The 19,507-nt window shown below is 69.3% G+C and carries 17 protein-coding genes; 14 read left to right on the plus strand and 3 right to left on the minus strand.

Annotated features, from left to right (window positions below; translation table 11 throughout):
* Position 1 precedes the first annotated feature (1 nt).
* On the plus strand, positions 2–436 hold the full coding sequence (gene rbfA / locus ACTJKK_RS01980; RefSeq protein ID WP_247622754.1) for a 30S ribosome-binding factor RbfA: 435 nt from the start codon (positions 2–4) through the stop codon (positions 434–436).
* A 131-nt stretch (positions 437–567) separates the two neighbouring features.
* Positions 568–2,721 carry a helix-turn-helix domain-containing protein gene (locus ACTJKK_RS01985; protein WP_247955988.1) on the plus strand — a complete coding sequence of 718 codons (2,154 nt, stop codon included), beginning with the start codon at positions 568–570 and terminating at the stop codon, positions 2,719–2,721.
* Between the two features lie 4 nt (positions 2,722–2,725).
* Here ACTJKK_RS01985 and ACTJKK_RS01990 read toward each other — a convergent pair whose 3' ends face one another.
* Positions 2,726–3,628: an A/G-specific adenine glycosylase gene (locus tag ACTJKK_RS01990; protein ID WP_440746815.1), complete on the minus strand. Its 903-nt coding sequence runs from the start codon at positions 3,626–3,628 to the stop codon at positions 2,726–2,728.
* A gap of 66 nt (positions 3,629–3,694) precedes the next feature.
* On the opposite strand from ACTJKK_RS01990, the gene truB reads away from it, so the two are divergent.
* From truB to ACTJKK_RS02020, 6 genes are all read left to right on the plus strand, one after another.
* Complete coding sequence (gene truB / locus ACTJKK_RS01995; RefSeq protein ID WP_440746816.1) at positions 3,695–4,588, plus strand: tRNA pseudouridine(55) synthase TruB; 894 nt, start codon at positions 3,695–3,697, stop codon at positions 4,586–4,588.
* On the plus strand, positions 4,585–4,953 hold the full coding sequence (locus tag ACTJKK_RS02000) for a hypothetical protein (protein ID WP_440746817.1): 369 nt from the start codon (positions 4,585–4,587) through the stop codon (positions 4,951–4,953). The genes truB and ACTJKK_RS02000 overlap by 4 nt, the downstream gene beginning before the upstream one ends.
* A gap of 56 nt (positions 4,954–5,009) precedes the next feature.
* Positions 5,010–5,447, plus strand: a complete 438-nt coding sequence (locus ACTJKK_RS02005) for a hypothetical protein (RefSeq protein ID WP_247622749.1) — start codon at positions 5,010–5,012, stop codon at positions 5,445–5,447.
* Complete coding sequence (locus ACTJKK_RS02010; RefSeq protein ID WP_440746818.1) at positions 5,444–6,397, plus strand: bifunctional riboflavin kinase/FAD synthetase; 954 nt, start codon at positions 5,444–5,446, stop codon at positions 6,395–6,397. Before ACTJKK_RS02005 ends, ACTJKK_RS02010 begins: the two co-directional genes overlap by 4 nt.
* A 200-nt stretch (positions 6,398–6,597) precedes the next feature.
* Positions 6,598–8,742, plus strand: coding sequence for a DEAD/DEAH box helicase (locus ACTJKK_RS02015; protein WP_440746819.1), 2,145 nt, complete (start codon positions 6,598–6,600; stop codon positions 8,740–8,742).
* Between the two features lie 208 nt (positions 8,743–8,950).
* Entirely contained in the window at positions 8,951–9,979 is a 1,029-nt protein-coding gene (locus ACTJKK_RS02020; protein WP_440746820.1) for an ATP-dependent 6-phosphofructokinase, read from the plus strand.
* A 92-nt stretch (positions 9,980–10,071) separates the two neighbouring features.
* Here the strand turns inward: ACTJKK_RS02020 and ACTJKK_RS02025 are convergent, their stop codons facing one another.
* Positions 10,072–12,168, minus strand: a complete 2,097-nt coding sequence (locus ACTJKK_RS02025; RefSeq protein WP_440746821.1) for a S9 family peptidase — start codon at positions 12,166–12,168, stop codon at positions 10,072–10,074.
* 155 nt (positions 12,169–12,323) lie between these two features.
* On the opposite strand from ACTJKK_RS02025, the gene ACTJKK_RS02030 reads away from it, so the two are divergent.
* The 4 genes from ACTJKK_RS02030 (at position 12,324) to ACTJKK_RS02045 (ending at position 16,485) form a co-directional block, all read left to right on the plus strand.
* On the plus strand, positions 12,324–13,649 hold the full coding sequence (locus ACTJKK_RS02030; protein WP_247632408.1) for an inorganic phosphate transporter: 1,326 nt from the start codon (positions 12,324–12,326) through the stop codon (positions 13,647–13,649).
* Positions 13,646–13,981, plus strand: coding sequence for a peptidase (locus ACTJKK_RS02035; RefSeq protein WP_440746822.1), 336 nt, complete (start codon positions 13,646–13,648; stop codon positions 13,979–13,981). The genes ACTJKK_RS02030 and ACTJKK_RS02035 overlap by 4 nt, the downstream gene beginning before the upstream one ends.
* A 46-nt stretch (positions 13,982–14,027) precedes the next feature.
* Positions 14,028–14,936 carry a phosphodiesterase gene (locus tag ACTJKK_RS02040; protein ID WP_440746823.1) on the plus strand — a complete coding sequence of 303 codons (909 nt, stop codon included), beginning with the start codon at positions 14,028–14,030 and terminating at the stop codon, positions 14,934–14,936.
* Positions 14,937–15,024: 88 nt separating this feature from the next.
* Positions 15,025–16,485: an aspartate ammonia-lyase gene (locus ACTJKK_RS02045; protein WP_247622741.1), complete on the plus strand. Its 1,461-nt coding sequence runs from the start codon at positions 15,025–15,027 to the stop codon at positions 16,483–16,485.
* Positions 16,486–16,551: 66 nt separating this feature from the next.
* Here ACTJKK_RS02045 and ACTJKK_RS02050 read toward each other — a convergent pair whose 3' ends face one another.
* Positions 16,552–17,421 carry a fumarylacetoacetate hydrolase family protein gene (locus ACTJKK_RS02050; RefSeq protein WP_440746824.1) on the minus strand — a complete coding sequence of 290 codons (870 nt, stop codon included), beginning with the start codon at positions 17,419–17,421 and terminating at the stop codon, positions 16,552–16,554.
* Positions 17,422–17,510: 89 nt separating this feature from the next.
* On the opposite strand from ACTJKK_RS02050, the gene ACTJKK_RS02055 reads away from it, so the two are divergent.
* The gene (locus ACTJKK_RS02055; protein ID WP_440746825.1) at positions 17,511–18,851 is read left to right on the plus strand and encodes a PrsW family intramembrane metalloprotease; all 1,341 of its coding nucleotides are present in this window, start codon (positions 17,511–17,513) and stop codon (positions 18,849–18,851) included.
* A gap of 202 nt (positions 18,852–19,053) precedes the next feature.
* Positions 19,054–19,422, plus strand: coding sequence for an FKBP-type peptidyl-prolyl cis-trans isomerase (locus tag ACTJKK_RS02060; protein ID WP_247622738.1), 369 nt, complete (start codon positions 19,054–19,056; stop codon positions 19,420–19,422).
* Positions 19,423–19,507 lie beyond the last annotated feature (85 nt).

Raw genomic sequence — 19,507 nt, forward strand, 5'->3', positions numbered from 1 at the left:
CATGGCTGGAGAACGACAGGCTCGCCTCGCCGACCGGATCCGCGTGATCCTCGCCGAGCGGCTCGAGAAGGGGCTGCGCGACCCGCGGCTCGGCTTCGTGACGATCACCGACGTACGCGTGAGCGGTGACCTCCAGCACGCGTCGGTGTTCTACACCGTTCTCGGCACCGAGGAGGAGCGCATCGCCAGCGGCGCGGCGCTGACCTCGGCCACGGGGATGCTGCGCAGCGAGGTGGGGCGACAGCTCAGCACCCGTCTGGTGCCCACGCTGGAGTTCATCCCCGATGCGCTCCCGGAGAACGCCGACCACATCACCGCGCTGCTGCGTCAGGCTCAGGAGCGCGACGCCGAGGTGGCGAAGCTCGCCTCCTCCGCCTCGCACGCCGGCGACGCCGACCCGTACGTGCGCGCGGAGGACGAGGACTCCGACCGCTGATCCCGCCTGCGCGGAGACGCGTTGGGTATATCGGTCGATGACCGTCGCGGTCGCGGTTCTGCTTGCTACCGTCGCACCGGATGAGAAGCGTCTCATCCGGTGCGAGGGGGTGCATCATCGACGGCGCAGTGGTGTCCGGAGGAACGAGTCACGCGTGGGCGACGGTCGGTCCGTTGCTCGGCGAGCTGATCGACGAACAGATCGGGTGCGCGCCGCACGTGCTGTCGCGCCTCATGGTCGATCTGCACGCGAATGCGCCCACGATCCGCCAGGTGGCGGCCGCGTTGACGCGCGGGCAGCGCCAGGGGCTGCTTCCGCTGCCGTCTCCTCTCCCGATGGTGCCCGCCGTCGTCGAGGCCTTCAGAGGGCTCGATCTCTCGGCGCGTGATCGCGCCCTTCTCTTCGCGCTGGCCGTGACGCTGACCGACGAGCTGGAGCCGCTCCTGGCCTTCGACGGACGCACGGCCGAGGATCTCGCGGCATCCGCGATCGGCGGGCATCTCGACCTGCACGCGGGCCGCATCCGTCTGCAGGACCGGCGACTCGCGATCTGGATATCCGCGGGCATGGGGTCGGGCGAGGCCGCCCGGGTGCACGCGCGTCTGCACGAGGTTTTCGCGCGGCAGCGGCGCACGATCGAGGCGGACTGGCATCGAGCGCGCGCGTCGCTGGAGATGGACCCCGGATCCGCCCGCGAACTCACGCGGATCGCGAGAGGGCTGTCGGAAGCGGGGCACGCCGATCGCGCCCTGATGATCGCGCGCGAGGCGGCCGCGCACGCCGCGGGGCGGGATCTCGACGAAGCCCGGATGGTCGCCGGCGCGGCCGCGATCGGGGGCGGGTACGCGCTCGAGGCTGCCGCCTGGCTCGGCACCCTGTTCCCGCACGGAACGGAGCGCTATCGGTTGCAGGGCCTCGCCGGCCTGCTCATCGCACAGGCTCACCTGCAGGGGTCGGTTCCCGAGATCGACCTGGAAGCGCTGCGCCCGGCCTCGGATGCACCGGAGGACTGGTACTCGATCGCTCGGGGAGCGGCGCTGGCCGTGCCCCTGTGCGCGGAGCGCGGTGACCGACGGGGCATGCGCGCCTGGCGGGAGTCGCTGCGGTACGCCTCCGCCCGGGTCGGTGTCGAGTCGAAGCTCCGAGACCCCGCAGTCGCTCTCGCGTGGCTGCTCGTGGGCGAGTCCGAAGAAGACGATGCCGAGGGCACGGGTCCGGTGACGGGTGGCCTGATGCGCGCGCTGACCTCCGCTCTCGACGGACGGATCGACGTCGGGCTGCGCCTGCTCGCCCATGAGGACGCGCTCGCGTCCGGGGTGGATCCGCTCGTAGAGGGATTCGAGCGGAGTCCGCTCGTCGATGCGTACCGCGCGGTCGCGCACGCCCTGCTCCTGGTCTGGCGCGGTGACATGGGCGAGGCACGCGAGCATCTGCTCACGGCATCCATGACGCTCCCGGTGAGCATGCCGTTCGCCGGACTCGGTGTCGTTCTCGCCCGCAGGCTCGACCTCGCCGTGCTCGGAGAGCTGGGACCCTTCGCTCGTGCGCTGACCTGTGCGCTGCCGTCGGCTCAGCGGATCGATCTGCTGGTCGATCAGGGTATCGAGGCGTTCCTCGACGGAGATTTCGACGGAGCCGCCGGATTCGTCCGGCTGTGGCGCGAGCTCGGGGCACCGCAGACGTCGTTCGCCGTTCCCGGACTCGAGGAGATCCGCCCGGGCGGTGACGAGGAGCCGGCTGTGCGTCTCATCGAGCCCCCGGAGGTCAGCCTCGCCCGCTCGCTCCGTACACGCGTCGCCACCGCTCCCGATGTGCGCTGGCACTCCGAGCGCGACGAGGTCCTGCGCGCGGCGCGCACTCTGCGGTCGCCGTTCGCGCGCGCTCGCATCGAGGCGATGCTCGGTACCCGTGCGGCGATCCGCGGTGAGGCGGTCGTCGCTCGCGAGCACCTGCGCACGGCGCTCAGCCTGTTCGAGCTCTCGGGGGCTCACGCCTGGGCGCGATCGGTCGTGCGCCGGATCGCGACCCTCGATGCCGATGACGCATCGTCGGCGATCGATCCGCTGGCGGCGTGCCGGGCGGCATGGTCGCAGCAGCTCACCGCGCGCGAGCTCGAGGTCGCGATGCGGGCGGCGGCCGGCGCGAGCAACCGGGAGATCTCGGAAGCGCTGGTGGTGTCGGTGCGCACGGTCGAGGTGCACATCGGACGGGCGTTCGCGAAGCTCGGCGTGCGCTCGCGGGTCGAGCTCACCGTGCTGGCTCACCGGACCAATCAGCTGCTGTGAGGAGTCAGCGCGGTAGCGCGATCTCTCCGTTCCCGGCCTCGGCGAGCCCGTCCGCGACGAGCGAGTCGATCGCGCGATCCCGTTGCAACGGATCCGGCCAGTCCGGCAGCAGATCCTCCAGGGCGATGCCTGCGGGGGCGATCTCCCTGAGTACGCGCAGCACCGCGCCGCGCGCCTGCCGATCCGATCCTTCGTAGGCCGCCTGCTTTCGGCGGGTGTCCACCGTCGCGGGACTCCCTGCGGCGAGCCACGCGCACCGGTCGGCGATCGGGCACTCCTCGCAGACCGGCGCGCGTGCGGTGCACACGGTGGCTCCGAGCTCCATGACGGCGGCATTGAACACCGCCGCGGCGGAGTCGTCCACCGGCATCTGCGCCTCCATCAGGGCGAGGTCGCGCCGTGAGGGAGGGCCCGGGTGCGCGATGCCGTCGACGGCGCGCGCGAGCACCCGGCGCGTGTTGGTGTCGACCACCGGATGCCGGTCGCCGTACGAGAAGACGGCGACCGCGCGGGCGGTGTAGTCGCCGATCCCGGTGAGCGCGAGTAGCGCGGGGACGTCTCGGGGGACCGTTCCGTCGTGCTCGCGGACGACCTCCGTCGCCGCACGGTGGAGCCAGAGCGCGCGGCGCGGATAGCCGAGGTTCGCCCATTGCTGCACGACCTCGGCGGGGGAGGCCGTGGCCATGTCCGCCGGCGACGGCCAGCGCTCCAGCCACGCATCGAGACGGGGGATCACACGGGCGACGGGCGTCTGCTGCAGCATGAACTCGCTCACGAGCACGCCCCAGGCGCCGAAACGCTCGTGGAACTCCGGCCGACGCCAGGGCAGATCGCGAGCCGCGGAACGGTACCAGTCGATGACCGGGGCGGCGATCTCCCGGTCGCGGTTCTCGGGCGTCTCCGGCATCCGACAAGCCTATTCGAGCCGTGACCGCGTGTTCGCCCGTGCGGCCGGGCACCGTAGGCTGGAGGGATGGTTCTGCCGGGCATCCTCCTCGTCGACAAGCCCGCAGGGCTGACCAGCCACGACGTCGTCGCGCGCACGCGTCGTGCGTTCGGCACCCGCAAGGTCGGGCACGCCGGCACGCTCGACCCGATGGCGACCGGACTGCTCGTGATCGGCATCGAGGGCGCCACCCGGCTCCTCACCTACGTCGTGGGCGCCGGCAAGACCTACGAGGCGACCATCCGTCTCGGACAGGCCACGGGCACCGACGACGCCGACGGAGAGATCACCGCGCACGCGGATCCCGCCGCCTGGGCGGACGTCTCCGACGCACGCATCGCCGCGGAGATCTCGGCCCTGACCGGTGAGATCTCGCAGGTTCCCAGCGCCGTGTCCGCGATCAAGGTCGACGGTCGCCGCGCATACGATCGCGTCCGTGCGGGGGAGGAGGTCGTCCTCGACGCAAGGAACGTCGTCGTCTCGCGCTTCGATGTCGTCGGCGACAGAGCGGGTGACGGCATCCGCGATCTCGACGTGATCGTGGACTGCTCGTCCGGTACGTACATCCGGTCGCTGGCACGCGACCTCGGTGCCGCGCTGGGCGTCGGCGGGCACCTCACCGCGCTGCGGCGTACCCGGGTGGGGGCGTTCGACGTCGCGAATGCCGTCGACATCGATTCCCTCGAGGGGGCTCCGGTCCTCACCCCTGCGCAGGCCGCGGAGCTCATCCTGCCCACGCTGCCCGTCTCCGCCGAGGAAGCGCGGGATCTGCGCCACGGGAAGCGACTCACCGGCCAAGCCGGCCGGATCGATGCACCGCTGGTCGCGGCCATCGACGACGAGGGCGTTCTCGTCGGTGTCGTCGAGAAACGCGGAGGCGACCTCAAGAGCGCCATGAACATGCCGGAGAGTGCCCGATGATCCTGTGGTTCACCCTCGCCCAGATCGTGGTGGCGGTCGTCGCCGGAGCGTTCTGCGTCGTGGCGGGACTCGCCGGCCGTCGCCCGAGCGACTGGTCCGTCGGCGCCGTCGCCCTCGTCGAGGCCCTGCTGGTCGCCCAGGTGGTCACCGCGATCATCGCTCCGCTCGTGGGGAACCCGCCCACGGGGGATCTCCTCGAGTTCTGGGTCTATCTCGTCTCCGCCGTGCTCCTGCCGATCGGGGCCGTGCTCTGGGCGTTGATGGAGCGCAGCCGCTGGAGCACCGTCATCCTCGGAGTCGCCGCCCTGGCCATCGCGATCATGGTGTGGCGCATGCACGTCATCTGGACCGTGCAGATCGCGTAACCCGGAGCCGCACACGGACGTCGGTCCCCTCTGGCGCATCTAGGATGGAATGCGCTATGAGCACCACCGCCCCCACCACCAGGATGACCGGAATCGGTCGCGTCCTCGTGATCGTCTACGCCGTCATGGCGCTCGCGGCCACCGGCCGGAGCTTCGTGCAGATCTTCCGACGGTTCGACGAGGCTCCTCTCGCGTACTCGCTCTCGGCCGTCGCCGCCGTCGTCTACATCCTCGCGACCCTGGCGCTCGTGCTCGCGAGGCGGCGCGGCTGGTACACGGTGGCCTGGGTGGCGATCGTCTTCGAGCTCACGGGTGTCCTGGTCGTGGGCCTGCTCAGCATCCTGATCCCCGAGCAGTTCCAGCACGAGACCGTGTGGTCGCTGTTCGGACGCGGATACCTCTTCATCCCGCTGGTGCTCCCGGTGTTCGGCATCTGGTGGCTGCGGACCAACCGGCCGGACGTCGCGCGGACGACCGTCGAGGTCGACGCGTGATCGTCTTCCGCGATCTCGCCGAGGTCCCGGAGGGCTTCGGCCCCAGCATCGTGGCGATCGGCAAGTTCGACGGGGTGCACGCCGGCCATCGTGCCGTGATCCGACGGCTCGAGGAACGAGCGGCCGAGACGGGCGCGCGTTCCGTCGCCGTCACCTTCGACCGCAACCCGCTGGCGATCCTGCGACCCGACCGCTGCCCCGAGAACGTCGTGACGGTGGAGCGCAAACTCGAGCTCCTCGGCGAGCTCGGTCTGGATGCCACGCTGCTGCTCACCTTCGATGAGGAGATGGCCTCGCTCAGCGCCGAGGACTTCGTGACCGAGATCCTGGTCGCGGCTCTCGGGGTCTCGACCGTCCTCGTGGGCGAGGACTTCCGCTTCGGGAACCGCGGTGCGGGCACCCCCGAGCTGCTGCGCGAGATGGGGCCCAGCCACGGGTTCACCGTCGAGGTGGTCGATGACGTCTACCTTCCCGGCTCCGCACGACGGGTGTCATCGACGTGGATCCGCGAGCTCCTCATCGCCGGCGATGTCACCGGCGCCGCACGGGTGCTTGGACGCTCGCCCGATGTGCGCGGCGTCGTCGTCCACGGCCTCAAGCGGGGACGGGAGTTGGGATACCCGACCGCGAACCTGTCGGCCGTCGTCGATGCGTTCGTCCCGGCCGACGGCGTGTACGCCGGATGGTTGATCGACCACGACACGGGCATCCGTCACCCCGCCGCGATCTCCATCGGGACGAACCCGACCTTCGACGACGTGCTCGAGCGTCAGGTCGAGGCGCACGTGCTCGGCGAGACGGGTCTCGACCTCTACGGGCACGACGTCACCGTCGAGTTCACCGAGCGTCTGCGCGGCATGGTCGCCTTCGAGGGCATCGAGAAGCTCACGGCGCAGATCGCCGCCGACGTGGCGGATGCGGAGCGCGTGCTGCGCGAGCAGACCGCCTGATCGTTCCGCCGCGCGCGTCGCCACGGGGGTTCCCCGCCCGGGATGGCGTAGAGTGGTCGCAGTCATCGTCGAATCTTCCGCGTCCTGCGCGCATCGGCGAGATGATCGATCTACATCCGCACGGTCCTGGCTCACGCCACACGCGGACAACAGAGCGCCGGAGCCCCTGGGGCGTTCCGGCCTTCACGCTCAGGAGGAGCATGCCGACCACGGCAACCGCCGCCACACGGCGCAAGAAGTCGTCTCGTCGCGATGACGAGGCGCCCCTCATCCCGATCCTCGCGCGCAAGGTGCGCGAGATCGAGGCCAAGTCCCAGCGCGGAAAGCTGGGACCGACCAACCGTGTCAAGTTCCAGGTGATTGCGTTCCTGGTGCGCGAAGAGCGCGCCAGAGTCAAAGCGGATGCCGACATCGGTGATGCCGCACGCGCCGAGCTGCTCAAGCGGCTCGACGGCGTCGCGACCATCCTCGCCAAGACGGCGGCGCGCGACACGTCACTCATCCAGCTGCTCGAAGCGGACCAGGCGACCTCGCCGGTCGCCAAGCGCATGCGCCGCGACTGGCTGCTCGAGTCCGGTGCGGAGCTCGCTCCGGAAGAGTTGATCATCGCCGATGCCGCGCCGGTGCAGATCTCCGTCGTTCCCGCGGCGATCGCCGAGCGTCAGGTGACCCCGCCGTCGGTCGAGGCCCGTCAGCTCGCGAACCCGTTCCTCGCCCCCGATCTCACGCCGCGTGTGACCACCGTCCCGCGCCGTCGCCTCGACGGCTGGGAGCTGATGGGCCCGCTGTACAAGGCGTTCGAGACCGGTGCGGGCGGCTCGGCCGCCAGCATGGAGCTGCCTCCGGCCCCCGAGTACGACCACATCTCGCCGAAGGGTCTCGAGGTGATGGTGCATCAGTCCCGCTTCCTCGAGGCGGTTCGCGACGGGCATCGCAGCTTCCTCCTGGCCGATGAGCCCGGCCTGGGCAAGACCGCCCAGTCGGTTCTCGCCGCCTCGGTCGCGGGCGCCTACCCGCTCCTGGTCGTGGTCCCGAACGTCGTCAAGATGAACTGGGCGCGCGAGGTCGAGCGGTGGACGCCGCAGCGGCGTGCGACCGTGATCCAGGGCGACGGCGACGACATCGACGCCTTCGCCGACATCTTCATCGTCAACTACGAGATCCTCGATCGGCATCTCTCGTGGCTGTCGTCGATCGGACTGCGCGGCATGGTCGTCGACGAGGCGCACTTCATCAAGAACCTGTCGTCGCAGCGCTCGCAGAACGTGCTGTCATTGGCGTCTCGTGTGCGCGAGCGCACGCCCGGCGGGAAGCCGCTCATGCTGGCCCTGACCGGTACGCCGCTGATCAACGACGTCGAGGACTTCGACGCGATCTGGCGGTTCCTCGGCTGGACCACGGGGGAGAAGCCCGGTCCGGAGCTCATGGAGAAGCTCGACGCGACCGGATTCACTCCGGCCGACAAGGCGTTCTACCCCGAGGCGCGCGACGCCGTCATCTCGATGGGGATCGTCCGCCGCAAGAAGAAGGACGTCGCAGCCGACCTGCCCGACAAGCTGATCGCCGATCTCCCCGTGCAGCTCGACGACGAGTTCGGGCGGAGCATCCGCCAGGCCGAGCGCGAGCTGGGGGAGCGTCTCGCCGCCCGCTACCGTCGGATCATCGAGGCCCGTGGCGATCGCGGCCTCGCGCCGGGCGAGATCGACGACGACATCGTGCGTCTCGTCGCCCAGAACGAGCTCGAGGAGTCGAAGGCCGCCGGAACCGGGGGCGACAACGTCTTCACCATGGTCCGGCGTATCGGCCAGGCCAAGGCGTCGCTCGCCGCCGACTACGCGGCGCAGCTGCAGCGCTCGGTGGGCAAGGTCGTGTTCTTCGCGAAGCACATCGACGTGATGGATCAGGCGGAGGCGCACTTCGCCGCCGCGGGCATCCGCTCGGTCTCGATCCGTGGTGACCAGACGACCACGGTCCGTCAGCAGGCGATCGACGACTTCAACGGCGACCCCGAGGTCGGCATCGCGGTCTGCTCCCTGACGGCAGCGGGCGTCGGTCTCAACCTGCAGGCGGCATCGAACGTCGTGCTCGCCGAGCTGTCGTGGACGGCGGCCGAGCAGACGCAGGCCATCGACCGCGTGCACCGCATCGGTCAGGACGAGCCGGTCACCGCGTGGCGCATCATCGCCGCGCACACGATCGACACGAAGATCGCCGAGCTCATCGATCAGAAGCAGGGCCTGGCTGCTCGTGCGCTCGACGGCGAGGCCGTCGACGATGCGGCAGCCGAGCCCGTGCAGCTCGGGGCGCTCATGCATCTGCTGCGAGAGACGTTGCACAGCTCGTGAAAAGTCGTTAAGAATCACGATTCTTGATCGCGATTCGACAGCCGAGAAGGGTCATCCGGAGAAGTTGTGCCGGATGGCCCTTTCTCGTCGGCAAGATCTCCGGTTTTCGACGTGCTCGAATGGCGCTCGATGGGCGCATGGCACTAGTGTCGATCGCAGGCAGCGTCGCCTTTCCCCTTTCCTTCTCCCGAGCGTCTGAGGCAACAGCATGAAGATCGGAATCCTGACGAGCGGTGGCGATTGCCCCGGACTCAACGCGGTGATCCGCGGCGTCGTGCTCAAGGGCACGACCACTTACGACATCGAGTTCGTCGGCATCCGCGACGGGTGGCGAGGGGTCGTCGACGGCGACTTCTTCCCGCTCACGCGCCACGAGGTCAAGGGCCTCTCGAAGGTCGGCGGAACGATCCTCGGCACCAGCCGGACGAACCCGTACGAGGGGCCGCGGGGCGGCGCCGAGAACATCGCGAAGACGCTCGCGGCGCACAACATCGACGGCATCCTGGCGATCGGCGGAGAGGGCACGCTCGCGGCCGCCAACCGCCTCGCGAACGACGGCATCAACGTGATCGGTGTGCCGAAGACGATCGACAACGATCTGCGAGCGACCGACTACTCGTTCGGCTTCGACACCGCGGTGAACATCGCCACCGATGCCATGGACCGCCTGCGCACCACCGGCGATTCGCATCAGCGCTGCATGGTGGCCGAGGTCATGGGCCGCCACGTCGGGTGGATCGCACTGCACGCGGGTATGGCCGCCGGCGCGCACGTCATCTGCATTCCCGAGGTGCCGATGTCGATCGACGAGATCACCGCTCTCGTCTCGAGCGCGCACGACCGCGGTCGTGCGCCGCTCGTCGTCGTCTCCGAGGGCTTCACGCTCACCGGGATGGACACCGCGTACAGCGACAAGGGGCTCGACGCGTTCAACCGTCCCCGGCTCGGTGGCATCAGCGAGGTGCTCGCCCCCGAGATCGAGCGCATCACCGGTATCGAGACGCGTTCGACGGTGCTCGGACACATCCAGCGCGGAGGGTCGCCCTCCGGATTCGACCGGGTCCTCGCGACACGCCTCGGCCTGCACGCGGCGGATTCGCTCGTCGCCAAGTCCTGGGGTCGGATGGTCTCGCTGCGCGGCACCGACATCGTCGAGGTGCCGTTTGCCGAGGCGCTGGGCGAGCTGAACACGGTTCCCCGCAGCCGTTACGACGAGGCCGCAGCCCTCTTCGGCTGAGCGCGTCAGGTGGAATCAGGCGATCGCGCCGCATCCGGCCGCTCCTCGACGGAACGGACCCATGCGGCGCGATCGCCTTCTGCTTCGCGCGGTCAGTCGGCGAGGCCGAGCGTGTCGAGCAGCCAGGCGAGCTCGAACGCACGCTCGCGCCAGGAGTTGTAGCGCCCGCTGACCCCGCCGTGCCCGGCGACCATCTCGCACTTGAGCAGGACGTCGGAGGCTCCGGCCTCCCGCAGACGCGCGACCCACTTCGCCGGCTCGACGTAGAGGACGCGCGTGTCGTTGAGCGACGTCACCGCGAGGATGCGCGGGTACTGCACGCCGTCGCGGACGTTCTCGTACGGCGAGTAGGACTTCATGTACGCGTAGACGTCGGCGTCGTGGAGTGGATCGCCCCACTCGTCCCACTCGATGACGGTGAGGGGGAGCGACGGATCGAGGATCGTCGTGAGGGCGTCCACGAACGGGACGGCGGCGAGCACGCCGGTGAACAGTTCGGGAGCGAGGTTGGTGACGGCGCCCATCAGGAGTCCGCCGGCGCTGCCGCCCTCGGCGACCAGGCGGTCGGGAGCGGTCACCCCGGTGTCGACGAGGTGACGCGCGCTCGCGACGAAGTCCGTGAAGGTGTTGCGCTTGTGCAGCAGCTTTCCGTCCTCGTACCACTGACGGCCCATCTCGCCGCCGCCGCGGACGTGCGCCACGGCGAAGACGACGCCGCGATCGAGTTCCGACAGGCGGGCCACCGAGAACCCGGGATCGATCGAGTGCTCGTAGGAGCCGTAGCCGTAGAGGTGCAGAGGGCGCGGAGTTTCGCCGGGGGCGCCGAACTCCTTCTTCCACACCAGCGAGATCGGCACTCGGGTGCCGTCGTCGGCCGTCGCCCAGTCCCGCCGCTGCCCGTACTCGGTCGGATCGTAGCCGCCGAGCACGGTGACGCGCTTGCGGAGCAGCAGCTCCTTCGTCGCGAGGTCGAGGTCGTACACGGTGCCCGGAGTGACGAACGACGTGTATCCGAGGCGGAGGAAGGGGGAGTGCCACTCCGGGTTGCCGCTCACTCCGGCCGAGTACAGCGGTTCGTCGAAGGGGATGTCCGCGACGGCATCCGTCGTGTAGTCGAGCAGACCCACCCGCTCCAGGCCTTCCGCCCGGTACTCGACCGTCGCGAAGTCGCGGAACGCATCGACGCCGAGCAGCCGCCGACCGGGCTCGTGCGGCAGGATGATGCGTCGCGCACCCTGGGGTGCCTCGGCCGCGACCGAGACCAGTTCGAAGTCGAGGGCATCGTCGTTGTGGAGGATGAGCAGTCGGTCCTCACCATCGACGACCGCGTGCTCGACCGAGTACTCGACGCCTTCGGCGCGTGGCCAGACGATCCGCGGCTCCGCCGTGAGAGGCCCGGCGAGATCGACCAGGTACTCCTCGCTCGTGATGCTCGAGCCGACGCCGATGACCAGGTACTTCCGGCTGCGGGTGATGCCCGCGCCGAGCCAGAACTTCTCGTCGGGTTCGTGGAACAGCTGGACGTCCTCGGACACCGGGGTTCCGAGCGCGTGCAGCCAGAGAGTGTCGGGACGCCAGGCGTCGTCGCGCGTCGTGTAGAGGATGGCCGAGCCGTCGGGCGTGAAGAACGCGCCGGCGGTGTTCGGGATCTCGTCGGCCAGGGTCTCGCCGGTGGTGAGGTCGCGCACACGGATCGTGTAGACCTCGTCGCCCTCGAAGTCGGTCGACCAGAGCAGCTTCGTCGCGTCGTCGGAGGTGTCGAACGCTCCGAGGGAGAAGAACTCGTGACCCTCGGCCTCGACGTTCCCGTCGAGGAGCACGACCTCGCCGGGAACGGCGACGTTCGGCGTCAGCTGCGGGGGAGTCCAGTCGTCGGCGTCGGCCGCCGCACGGCAGTGGATCGGGTACTGAGCCCCCTCGACCGTGCGGCTGTAGTACCACCAGTCGCCGCGGCGGGTCGGCACCGAGAGATCGGTCTCCTGCACGCGGCCCTTGATCTCCTCGAACAGCGTCTCGCGGAGTCCGGCGAGGTGCGCGGTCTCGGCATCCGTGTGCGCGTTCTCGGCCTCGAGGTGCGCGACGACCTCGGGGGACTCCTTCTCGCGCAACCATTCGTACGGGTCGTCGAACGTGTCGCCGTGGTGGGTGCGGAGGGTCGAGCGTCGGTCTGCGATCGGGGCGTTGGTCACCGCTCCACGCTATCCCAGGTCGAGTTGACCGGCACCGGGGACGGTGGGAGGATTCAACGGGGCCGGTTAACGGAAGTCAAACCCACGGTGAACTCTTCGTTCGTCACGTCGATCCCGTCGACATCTCCCTCTTCCTCAACGACCGAAAGCGAACGGTGGAAACCGCAGCCCTCCTCGTCGTGCTGGTGATCCTGCTGGCACTCTTCTTCGACTTCACCAACGGCTTCCACGACACCGCGAACGCGATGGCCACGCCCATCGCCACCGGTGCCCTCAAGCCCAAGACCGCCGTGCTCCTCGCCGCGGTGCTGAACCTCGTCGGCGCCTTCCTGTCGACCGAGGTCTCCAAGACCGTCTCGCACGGGATCATCCACGAGGACGGCATCCAAGCCGCCGTCTTCCTGCCGATGATCTTCGCCGGGCTCATCGGCGCGATCACCTGGAACATGCTCACGTGGCTGCTCGGGCTGCCCTCGAGCTCGTCGCACGCGCTGTTCGGCGGTCTCATCGGCGCGACGCTGGTGGGCGTGGGCGTGCAGGGCATCGACTTCGGGATGGTGCTGTCGAAGATCATCCTTCCCGCTCTGATCGCGCCGGTCACCGCCGGGATCATCGCCTTCGTCGCCACCAAGGCGGCGTACTCGATCACCCGTCGCTACGACGGCAAGCCCGACGGCCGTGACGGTTTCCGCTGGGGGCAGATCTTCACGTCCTCGCTCGTCGCACTCGCGCACGGAACCAATGACGCGCAGAAGACGATGGGTGTCATCACCCTCGCCCTCATCACCGTGGGATGGCAGAACGCCGATCAGGCCGACCCGTACCTCTGGGTGATCATCGCCTGTGCGGTGACGATCGCTCTCGGCACGTACCTCGGCGGATGGCGGATCATCCGCACCCTCGGCAAGGGCCTCACCGACGTGAAGCCGGCGCAGGGCTTCTCGGCCGAGAGCGCGACGGCGGCCACGATCCTCGCCTCGAGCGCATTCGGCTTCGCGCTCTCGACGACGCAGGTCGCCTCCGGCTCGGTGATCGGTTCCGGTCTGGGCCGCCGTGGGTCGACGGTGCGCTGGCGGACGGCCGGTCGCATCGCGATCGGCTGGCTCCTCACGCTTCCGGCCGCCGGCGCGGTCGGTGCGCTGGCTGCGCTCATCGCCCTCTGGCTCGGAGGCTGGGGCATCGCGATCGACGCGGTCCTCGCCCTCGCCGTCATCATCGGGCTCTTCCTGCGCTCGCGGCGTGACGCGGTCACGCCCGCGAACGCGATGAGCGATGTGGCCGAGTCCGGCCTCGCGATCGATCTGCCGGATGCCCCGCCGCCCACGCGCCGCCAGCAGCGGATCGAGCAGGCCAAGGCCGAAGCCAAGGCCCGCAAGCAGGCGAAGGCGGATGCGCGAGCGCAGGGCAAGAACGGCACGCGCACCAAGAGCACGACCGCGGTCCGCGACGAGGCCGGTACCGAGAAGGGAACGGGCGAATGAGCGTCTCCATCGATTGGCTCGCCTTCTTCCAGGTGTTCGTCGCGGCGCTGATCGGCGCCGTCGCGATCGTCACCTTCTACGCCTTGGGTCTGCGCCTGCTGGTGCGCAGCGGGCACGCTCCGGTCGTGAGCCCGGCGGAGTTCACGGACGCGATCACGGTCATCACCGAGAAGGACCTCCGGCGAGCCGAGAAGCAGGCCGCCAAGGCGGCGCGCAAGAGCCCGCTCACCGACGGGCAGAAGCGCCTGTCGCTCGTCGGTGCGTACGGATGCTTCGGACTCTGTGCGCTCGCGGTCGTCGCCGGCATCATCATCATCGTCGTCGGCCACTGACGGGCCAGGGCGCTCCGGCGTCCCACCCCCGTCGTAGGCTGGTGCCATGCCAGGGCCCTACGTCTTCGGTCGGCATCAGCCGGCGTCGCACACGATCATCCATGTCAGCGACCCGCACTTCCTCGCCGGAGGCGCGCGCTTGGGCGGGCGCTACGACGTCGACGACACGTTCGCGCGCACGCTGGTCGCGATCCGAGCGGTTCACCCCTCTCCGGCAGCGATCGTCCTCACCGGTGACCTGACCGATCTGGGGGAGCCCGACGCCTATCGTCGCCTGCGTGCGGCGGTCGAGCCGGTCGCCGAGGAACTCGGGACGCAGGTGATCTGGGTCGCGGGAAACCACGACGAGCGACCCGCTCTGCGGGAGGGACTGCTGGACGCGCCCGCGACGGAGGAAGCAGTCACCGGTGTCTGGGAGATCGACGGTCTGCGCATCATCGCGCTCGACACGTCGGTGCCCGGGTGGCACCACGGCGACCTCGACGACGGCCAGCTCGCCTGGCTCGCCGACGTTCTGCGGACGCCTGCTCCGCAGGGCACGCTGCTGGCCATGCACCACCCGCCCCTGCCGAGCCACCTCCCGCTGTTCGACATCCTCGAACTGCGCCATCAGGAGAAGCTCGAGGCCGTGATTCGGGGGAGCGACGTGCGGGGCATCCTCGCCGGTCACCTCCACTACTCGTCGACCGGGGTGTTCGCCGGGGTGCCCGTGAGCGTCGCCTCCGCCACCTGTTACACGATGAACGTCGCGCGTCCGGCGGCCGAGGTCAACGGGATGGATGCCGCGCAGGCGTTCAACCTCGTGCACGTCTACCCCGACACCCTCACGCATACGGTCGTGCCGGTGACGACGGCGCCCACCGGCGAGTACTTCTCGGAGGCGTGGCTCGAGAAGATGGCGGCGCTGGATCCCGAGGCGCGTCTGGAGGCGTTCTCGCGGAAGCCGACGCGCTGATGCGGTGCCCCGAGCGCGGCGAAGGCGCGGGCGTAGACTGGAGTCATCCCCCACTCCACTCATTCGCCACGACCCACAAGGATGTGACATGGCATCTGCCGCGCCGACCCTGACCCGTACTGAGACCGACTCCCTCGGGAGCATGGAGATTCCCGCCGACGCGTATTGGGGCATCCACACCGCCCGCGCCGACGAGAACTTCCCGATCACGAAGCGCCCGATCTCGGTCTACCCGGATCTCGTTCGCGCCCTCGCGATGGTCAAGCAGGCGAGTGCCCGCGCGAATCGCGAGATCGGAGTGCTCGATCCGGAGCGGGCGGATCTGATCGACCGCGCGGCCCAGCGCGTCATCGACGGCGAGTTCCACGACCAGTTCACGGTCGGGGTGATCCAGGGCGGTGCCGGCACCTCGACGAACATGAACGCGAACGAGGTCATCACCAACATCGCGCTCGAGATGGCGGGACACGAGAAGGGCGACTACGCGTTCCTCTCGCCGATCGACCACACCAACCGCAGCCAGTCCACCAACGACGTGTACCCGACCGCCGTGAAGATCGGCCTGTCGCTGACCCTGCGGGCGCTGCTCGAGGAGCTCGACCTGCTGCGCCGATCGTTCCTGGCGAAGTCGGGGGAGTTCCACGACGTACTGAAGGTCGGACGCACGCAGTTGCAGGACGCCGTGCCGATGACGCTCGGCCAGGAGTTCCACGGTTTCGCGACGACCCTCGGCGAGGATCACAGCCGGCTCACCGAAAACGCCTCGCTCATGTTCGAGATCAACATGGGCGCGACGGCGATCGGCACCGGCATCACGACCCATTCCGACTACGCGCCCGCCGTCCTCAAGCACCTGCGTGAGATCACCGGCCTCGACCTCGAGACCGCCACCGACCTCGTCGAGTCGACGAGCGACACCGGTGCGTTCATGTCGTTCTCATCGTCGCTCAAGCGCAACGCCATCAAGCTCTCGAAGATCTGCAACGACCTGCGCCTGCTCTCGTCGGGGCCGCAGGCCGGTTTCGGCGAGATCAACCTCCCCGCCCGCCAGGCGGGCTCGAGCATCATGCCGGGCAAGGTCAACCCCGTGATCCCCGAGGTCGTCAACCAGGTCGCCTTCGCCGTCGTGGGCGCGGACATGACGGTGACGATGGCGGTCGAGGGCGGGCAGCTCCAGCTCAATGCCTTCGAGCCGGTGATCGCGCACTCGATCTTCCAGTCGATCACCTGGATGCGCCAGGCGATGTGGACCCTGCGGGTGAACTGCGTCGACGGCATCACGGCCAACCGCGACCGCCTCGGGACCATGGTGGGTGCCTCGGTCGGCGTGATCACGGCGCTCACCCCCTTCATCGGGTACGCGGCCGCGGCAGCGCTCGCGAAGACCGCTCTGCTCACCAACCGGAGCGTCGCCGACCTTGTCGTCGAGGCCGGCCTCATGTCGCGGGAAGAGGTCACCAAGCAGCTGTCGCCCGCGCGTCTGTCCGGACTCGAGGCCGTCACGGCCGCGATCCCGATCATCCCGACCGACGATCTCATCGAGATCTGAGCGGACACGGAAGAAGGGCGGATGCTTCGGCATCCGCCCTTCTTCGATTCCGCGTCCCGACGACGATCAGTCGAGGATGCGGCAGTGCGTCGTGAGTTCGCCGATGCCGTCGATGCCGACGGTGACGGTCGAACGGTCGCGGAGGAAGATCTGCGGATCGCGGGAGTAGCCGGCACCGCCCGGGCTGCCGGTGGAGATGAGCGTGCCGGGCAGCAGCGTGAGCGACTGCGAGAGGTGCGCGATGAGCGTCGCGACCGAGCGCACCATCTGGCCGGTCGTCGCGTCCTGCACGGTGTGACCGTCGACGACGGTCCAGATGTGCAGATCCTGCGGGTCGGCGATCTCGTCGGCGGTGACCGCGAAGGGCCCCGTCGGAGTGAAGCCGTCGAAGGACTTGCAACGCGACCACTGCGCCTCCGCGAACTGGATGTTCCGCGCGGTGATGTCGTTGACGACCGTATAGCCCCAGACGTGGGAGAGTGCGTCGCTCGCCGCGACGTTCTTCGCCGGGGTGCCGATCAGAACACCGAGCTCCGCCTCGTAGTCGACCGCTTCGCTGAGGGCGCGGGGCCAGGAGGTCGTCTGCTGGTGACCCGTCAGCGAGTTCGGCCACAGGGTGAAGACGGTCGGTGCGGCGTCGGTCTTGAGACCCAGCTCGCTCGAGTGGGCCGCGTAGTTCAGTCCCACGGCCAGCACGGCCGGGGGCGCCAGAACCGCCGAGGCGAACGACCAATCGGTGAGCGGATGCCGAGGCGCGGCGCCGTCGGCGAGGGCAGAGCGGAGCAGGTCGAGTGCGGTGTCCCCGCGTTCGATGAGCTGCTGCAGCGTCGCCGGAGCGTCGGTGAGGAGGTCGGAGACGAGGATGGCGTCGGCGTCTTCCACCACGGCGAGAACCGCAGAGGGGGAATCCGGACGGCGCAGATGAGCGAACCGCATGCCTCTACGCTACCCGGTGGCTGCGCCCTGTCCGCGGAGGCGTCCGGTATACCGCTACCGGCACCGCTGTGGCCCCTATGCTCGTGGCTATGAGTTTCGGAGGACCGTCCCAGCCGCAGCAGCCGTCGCCGTACACCCAGCCGCCGGCCCCGCAGCAGCCTCCAGCCGTGCAGCAGCCTCCCGCCCCGCAGCAGCCCCCGGCCCCCCAGTTCTCGCAGCAGCAGTACGCGCAGTCGGCCTACACGCCCCGGCAGTTCTCGCAGCAGCCGGCGTATGCCTCGGCTCTCGCGCAGCCGACGCCGTACACTCCGCCCGCTCCGGCCGCGCCCTCTCCCGCCGAGGGGCTGCCGGCGCTCCCCGTGCCGACGCGCAAGGGGCGCAGCGTATCGATCTGGCTCTTCGGATTCCTCGGGCTGCTCCTCCTGGCGCTGATCGGGTACTTCGTCGTGGCACTCGGGCCCTCGGCATCCGTCATCGGGCTGGTGCTCGCGCTCATCCCACTCGCGATCGTGTTCCTCGGCGTGAGACTGATCGATCGATGGGAGCCCGAGCCCAAGAGTCTCGTGATCTTCGCGATCGCGTGGGGTGCCGTCGCCGCGGTCGGCCTCACACTGCTGGTCGATCTCGCGCTCACCTTCGCCTTCGGGTTCCGCTCGGAGGAGCTGGCCGCGGTCGTGCAGGCCCCCATCGTCGAGGAGTTCTGGAAGGGATTCGGCGTCTTCCTCATCTTCCTCGTGGCACGTCGCGCGTTCGACGGTCCGATCGACGGCGTCGTCTACGGCGCGCTCGTCGGCGCGGGGTTCGCGTTCACCGAGAACATCCAGTACTTCGCGATCAGCCTGATCGAGGGCGGGGGAGAGCAGCTCTCGGTGACCTTCGTCGTGCGCGCGCTCCTCTCGCCGTTCGCCCATGCGATGTTCACGTCACTGACGGGACTCGCGATCGGACTCGCAGCACGCCGTCACTCCTCGGCATGGGCGGCCCTCGGCGCGGGGCTCCTCGGCCTGCTGGGCGCGATCCTGCTGCACGCACTGTGGAACGGATCCGCGACCTACGCCGACTTCTTCCTGCTGTATTTCACGCTGCAGGTCCCGCTGTTCGCCGGGTTCATCATCGGCATCGTCGCGTTGCGCCGGGAGGAGGCACGACTGACGAAGGCGCGTCTGAGCGACTACGCGGCAGCGGGGTGGTTCACTCCCGAGGAGGTCACGATGCTCGCGACACCGGCGGGGCGCAAGGTCGGGATGGCCTGGGCGGCGCGGTTGCGCGGAGATCGTCGACCCCTGATGCGCGAGTTCATCAAGGACGCGACGACACTGGCATCCGTCCGCCAGCGGGCGATCACCGGACGGGATCCGCTCGCGTCGGACGACGAGCGCGCGCTCCTCATCCGCACCCGCGCGACGCGCGCCGCGCTGCTCGCGTACTGAGCGACCCGGGGTGGGACCCCGCCCCGAACAGACTCAGCGCCCGGTGCTGCGGCGATGCCTGCATGTCTCCCGGGCGCTGAGTTGGCTTGAAACCAGGGTGCACCCGCCTCCCGGGAGTGTCAAGGGCGACTTCGTCGGGTGTTCGCTGTGAGCAGGTGCGGTCGCGTTGACCGGTCGGCGTCCACTCGGGTTGGATGGAGTCATGACTGATCGTACGAAGCCCGAGTTCGACGCCCCCACCGGTCCTGCCCCCGCAGAGCTGGTCATCCGCGACATCATCGAGGGTGACGGCACCGAGGCCAAGCCCGGCGACACCGTCACCGTGCACTACGCCGGTGTCGAGTTCGAGTCCGGCGAGGAGTTCGACTCCTCGTGGGGCCGCGGTGAGACCATCCAGTTCCCCCTGCGCGGCCTGATCCAGGGCTGGCAGGACGGCATCCCCGGCATGAAGGTCGGCGGCCGTCGCGAGCTCACCATCCCGCCGCACCTCGCCTACGGACCGGCCGGGGGAGGACACTTCCTCTCCGGCAAGTCGCTGATCTTCATCATCGACCTCGTCGCCGTCGGCTGATCCCACGACGTTCACGAAGACGCCTCGTCCCGTTCGCGGGCGGGGCGTCTTCCGTTGCACTCAGGAGATTCTTATTCATGGGAAT

It is taken from the genome of Microbacterium sp. 22179 (assembly GCF_052045715.1).
Taxonomy (GTDB): Bacteria; Actinomycetota; Actinomycetes; order Actinomycetales; family Microbacteriaceae; genus Microbacterium; species Microbacterium galbinum.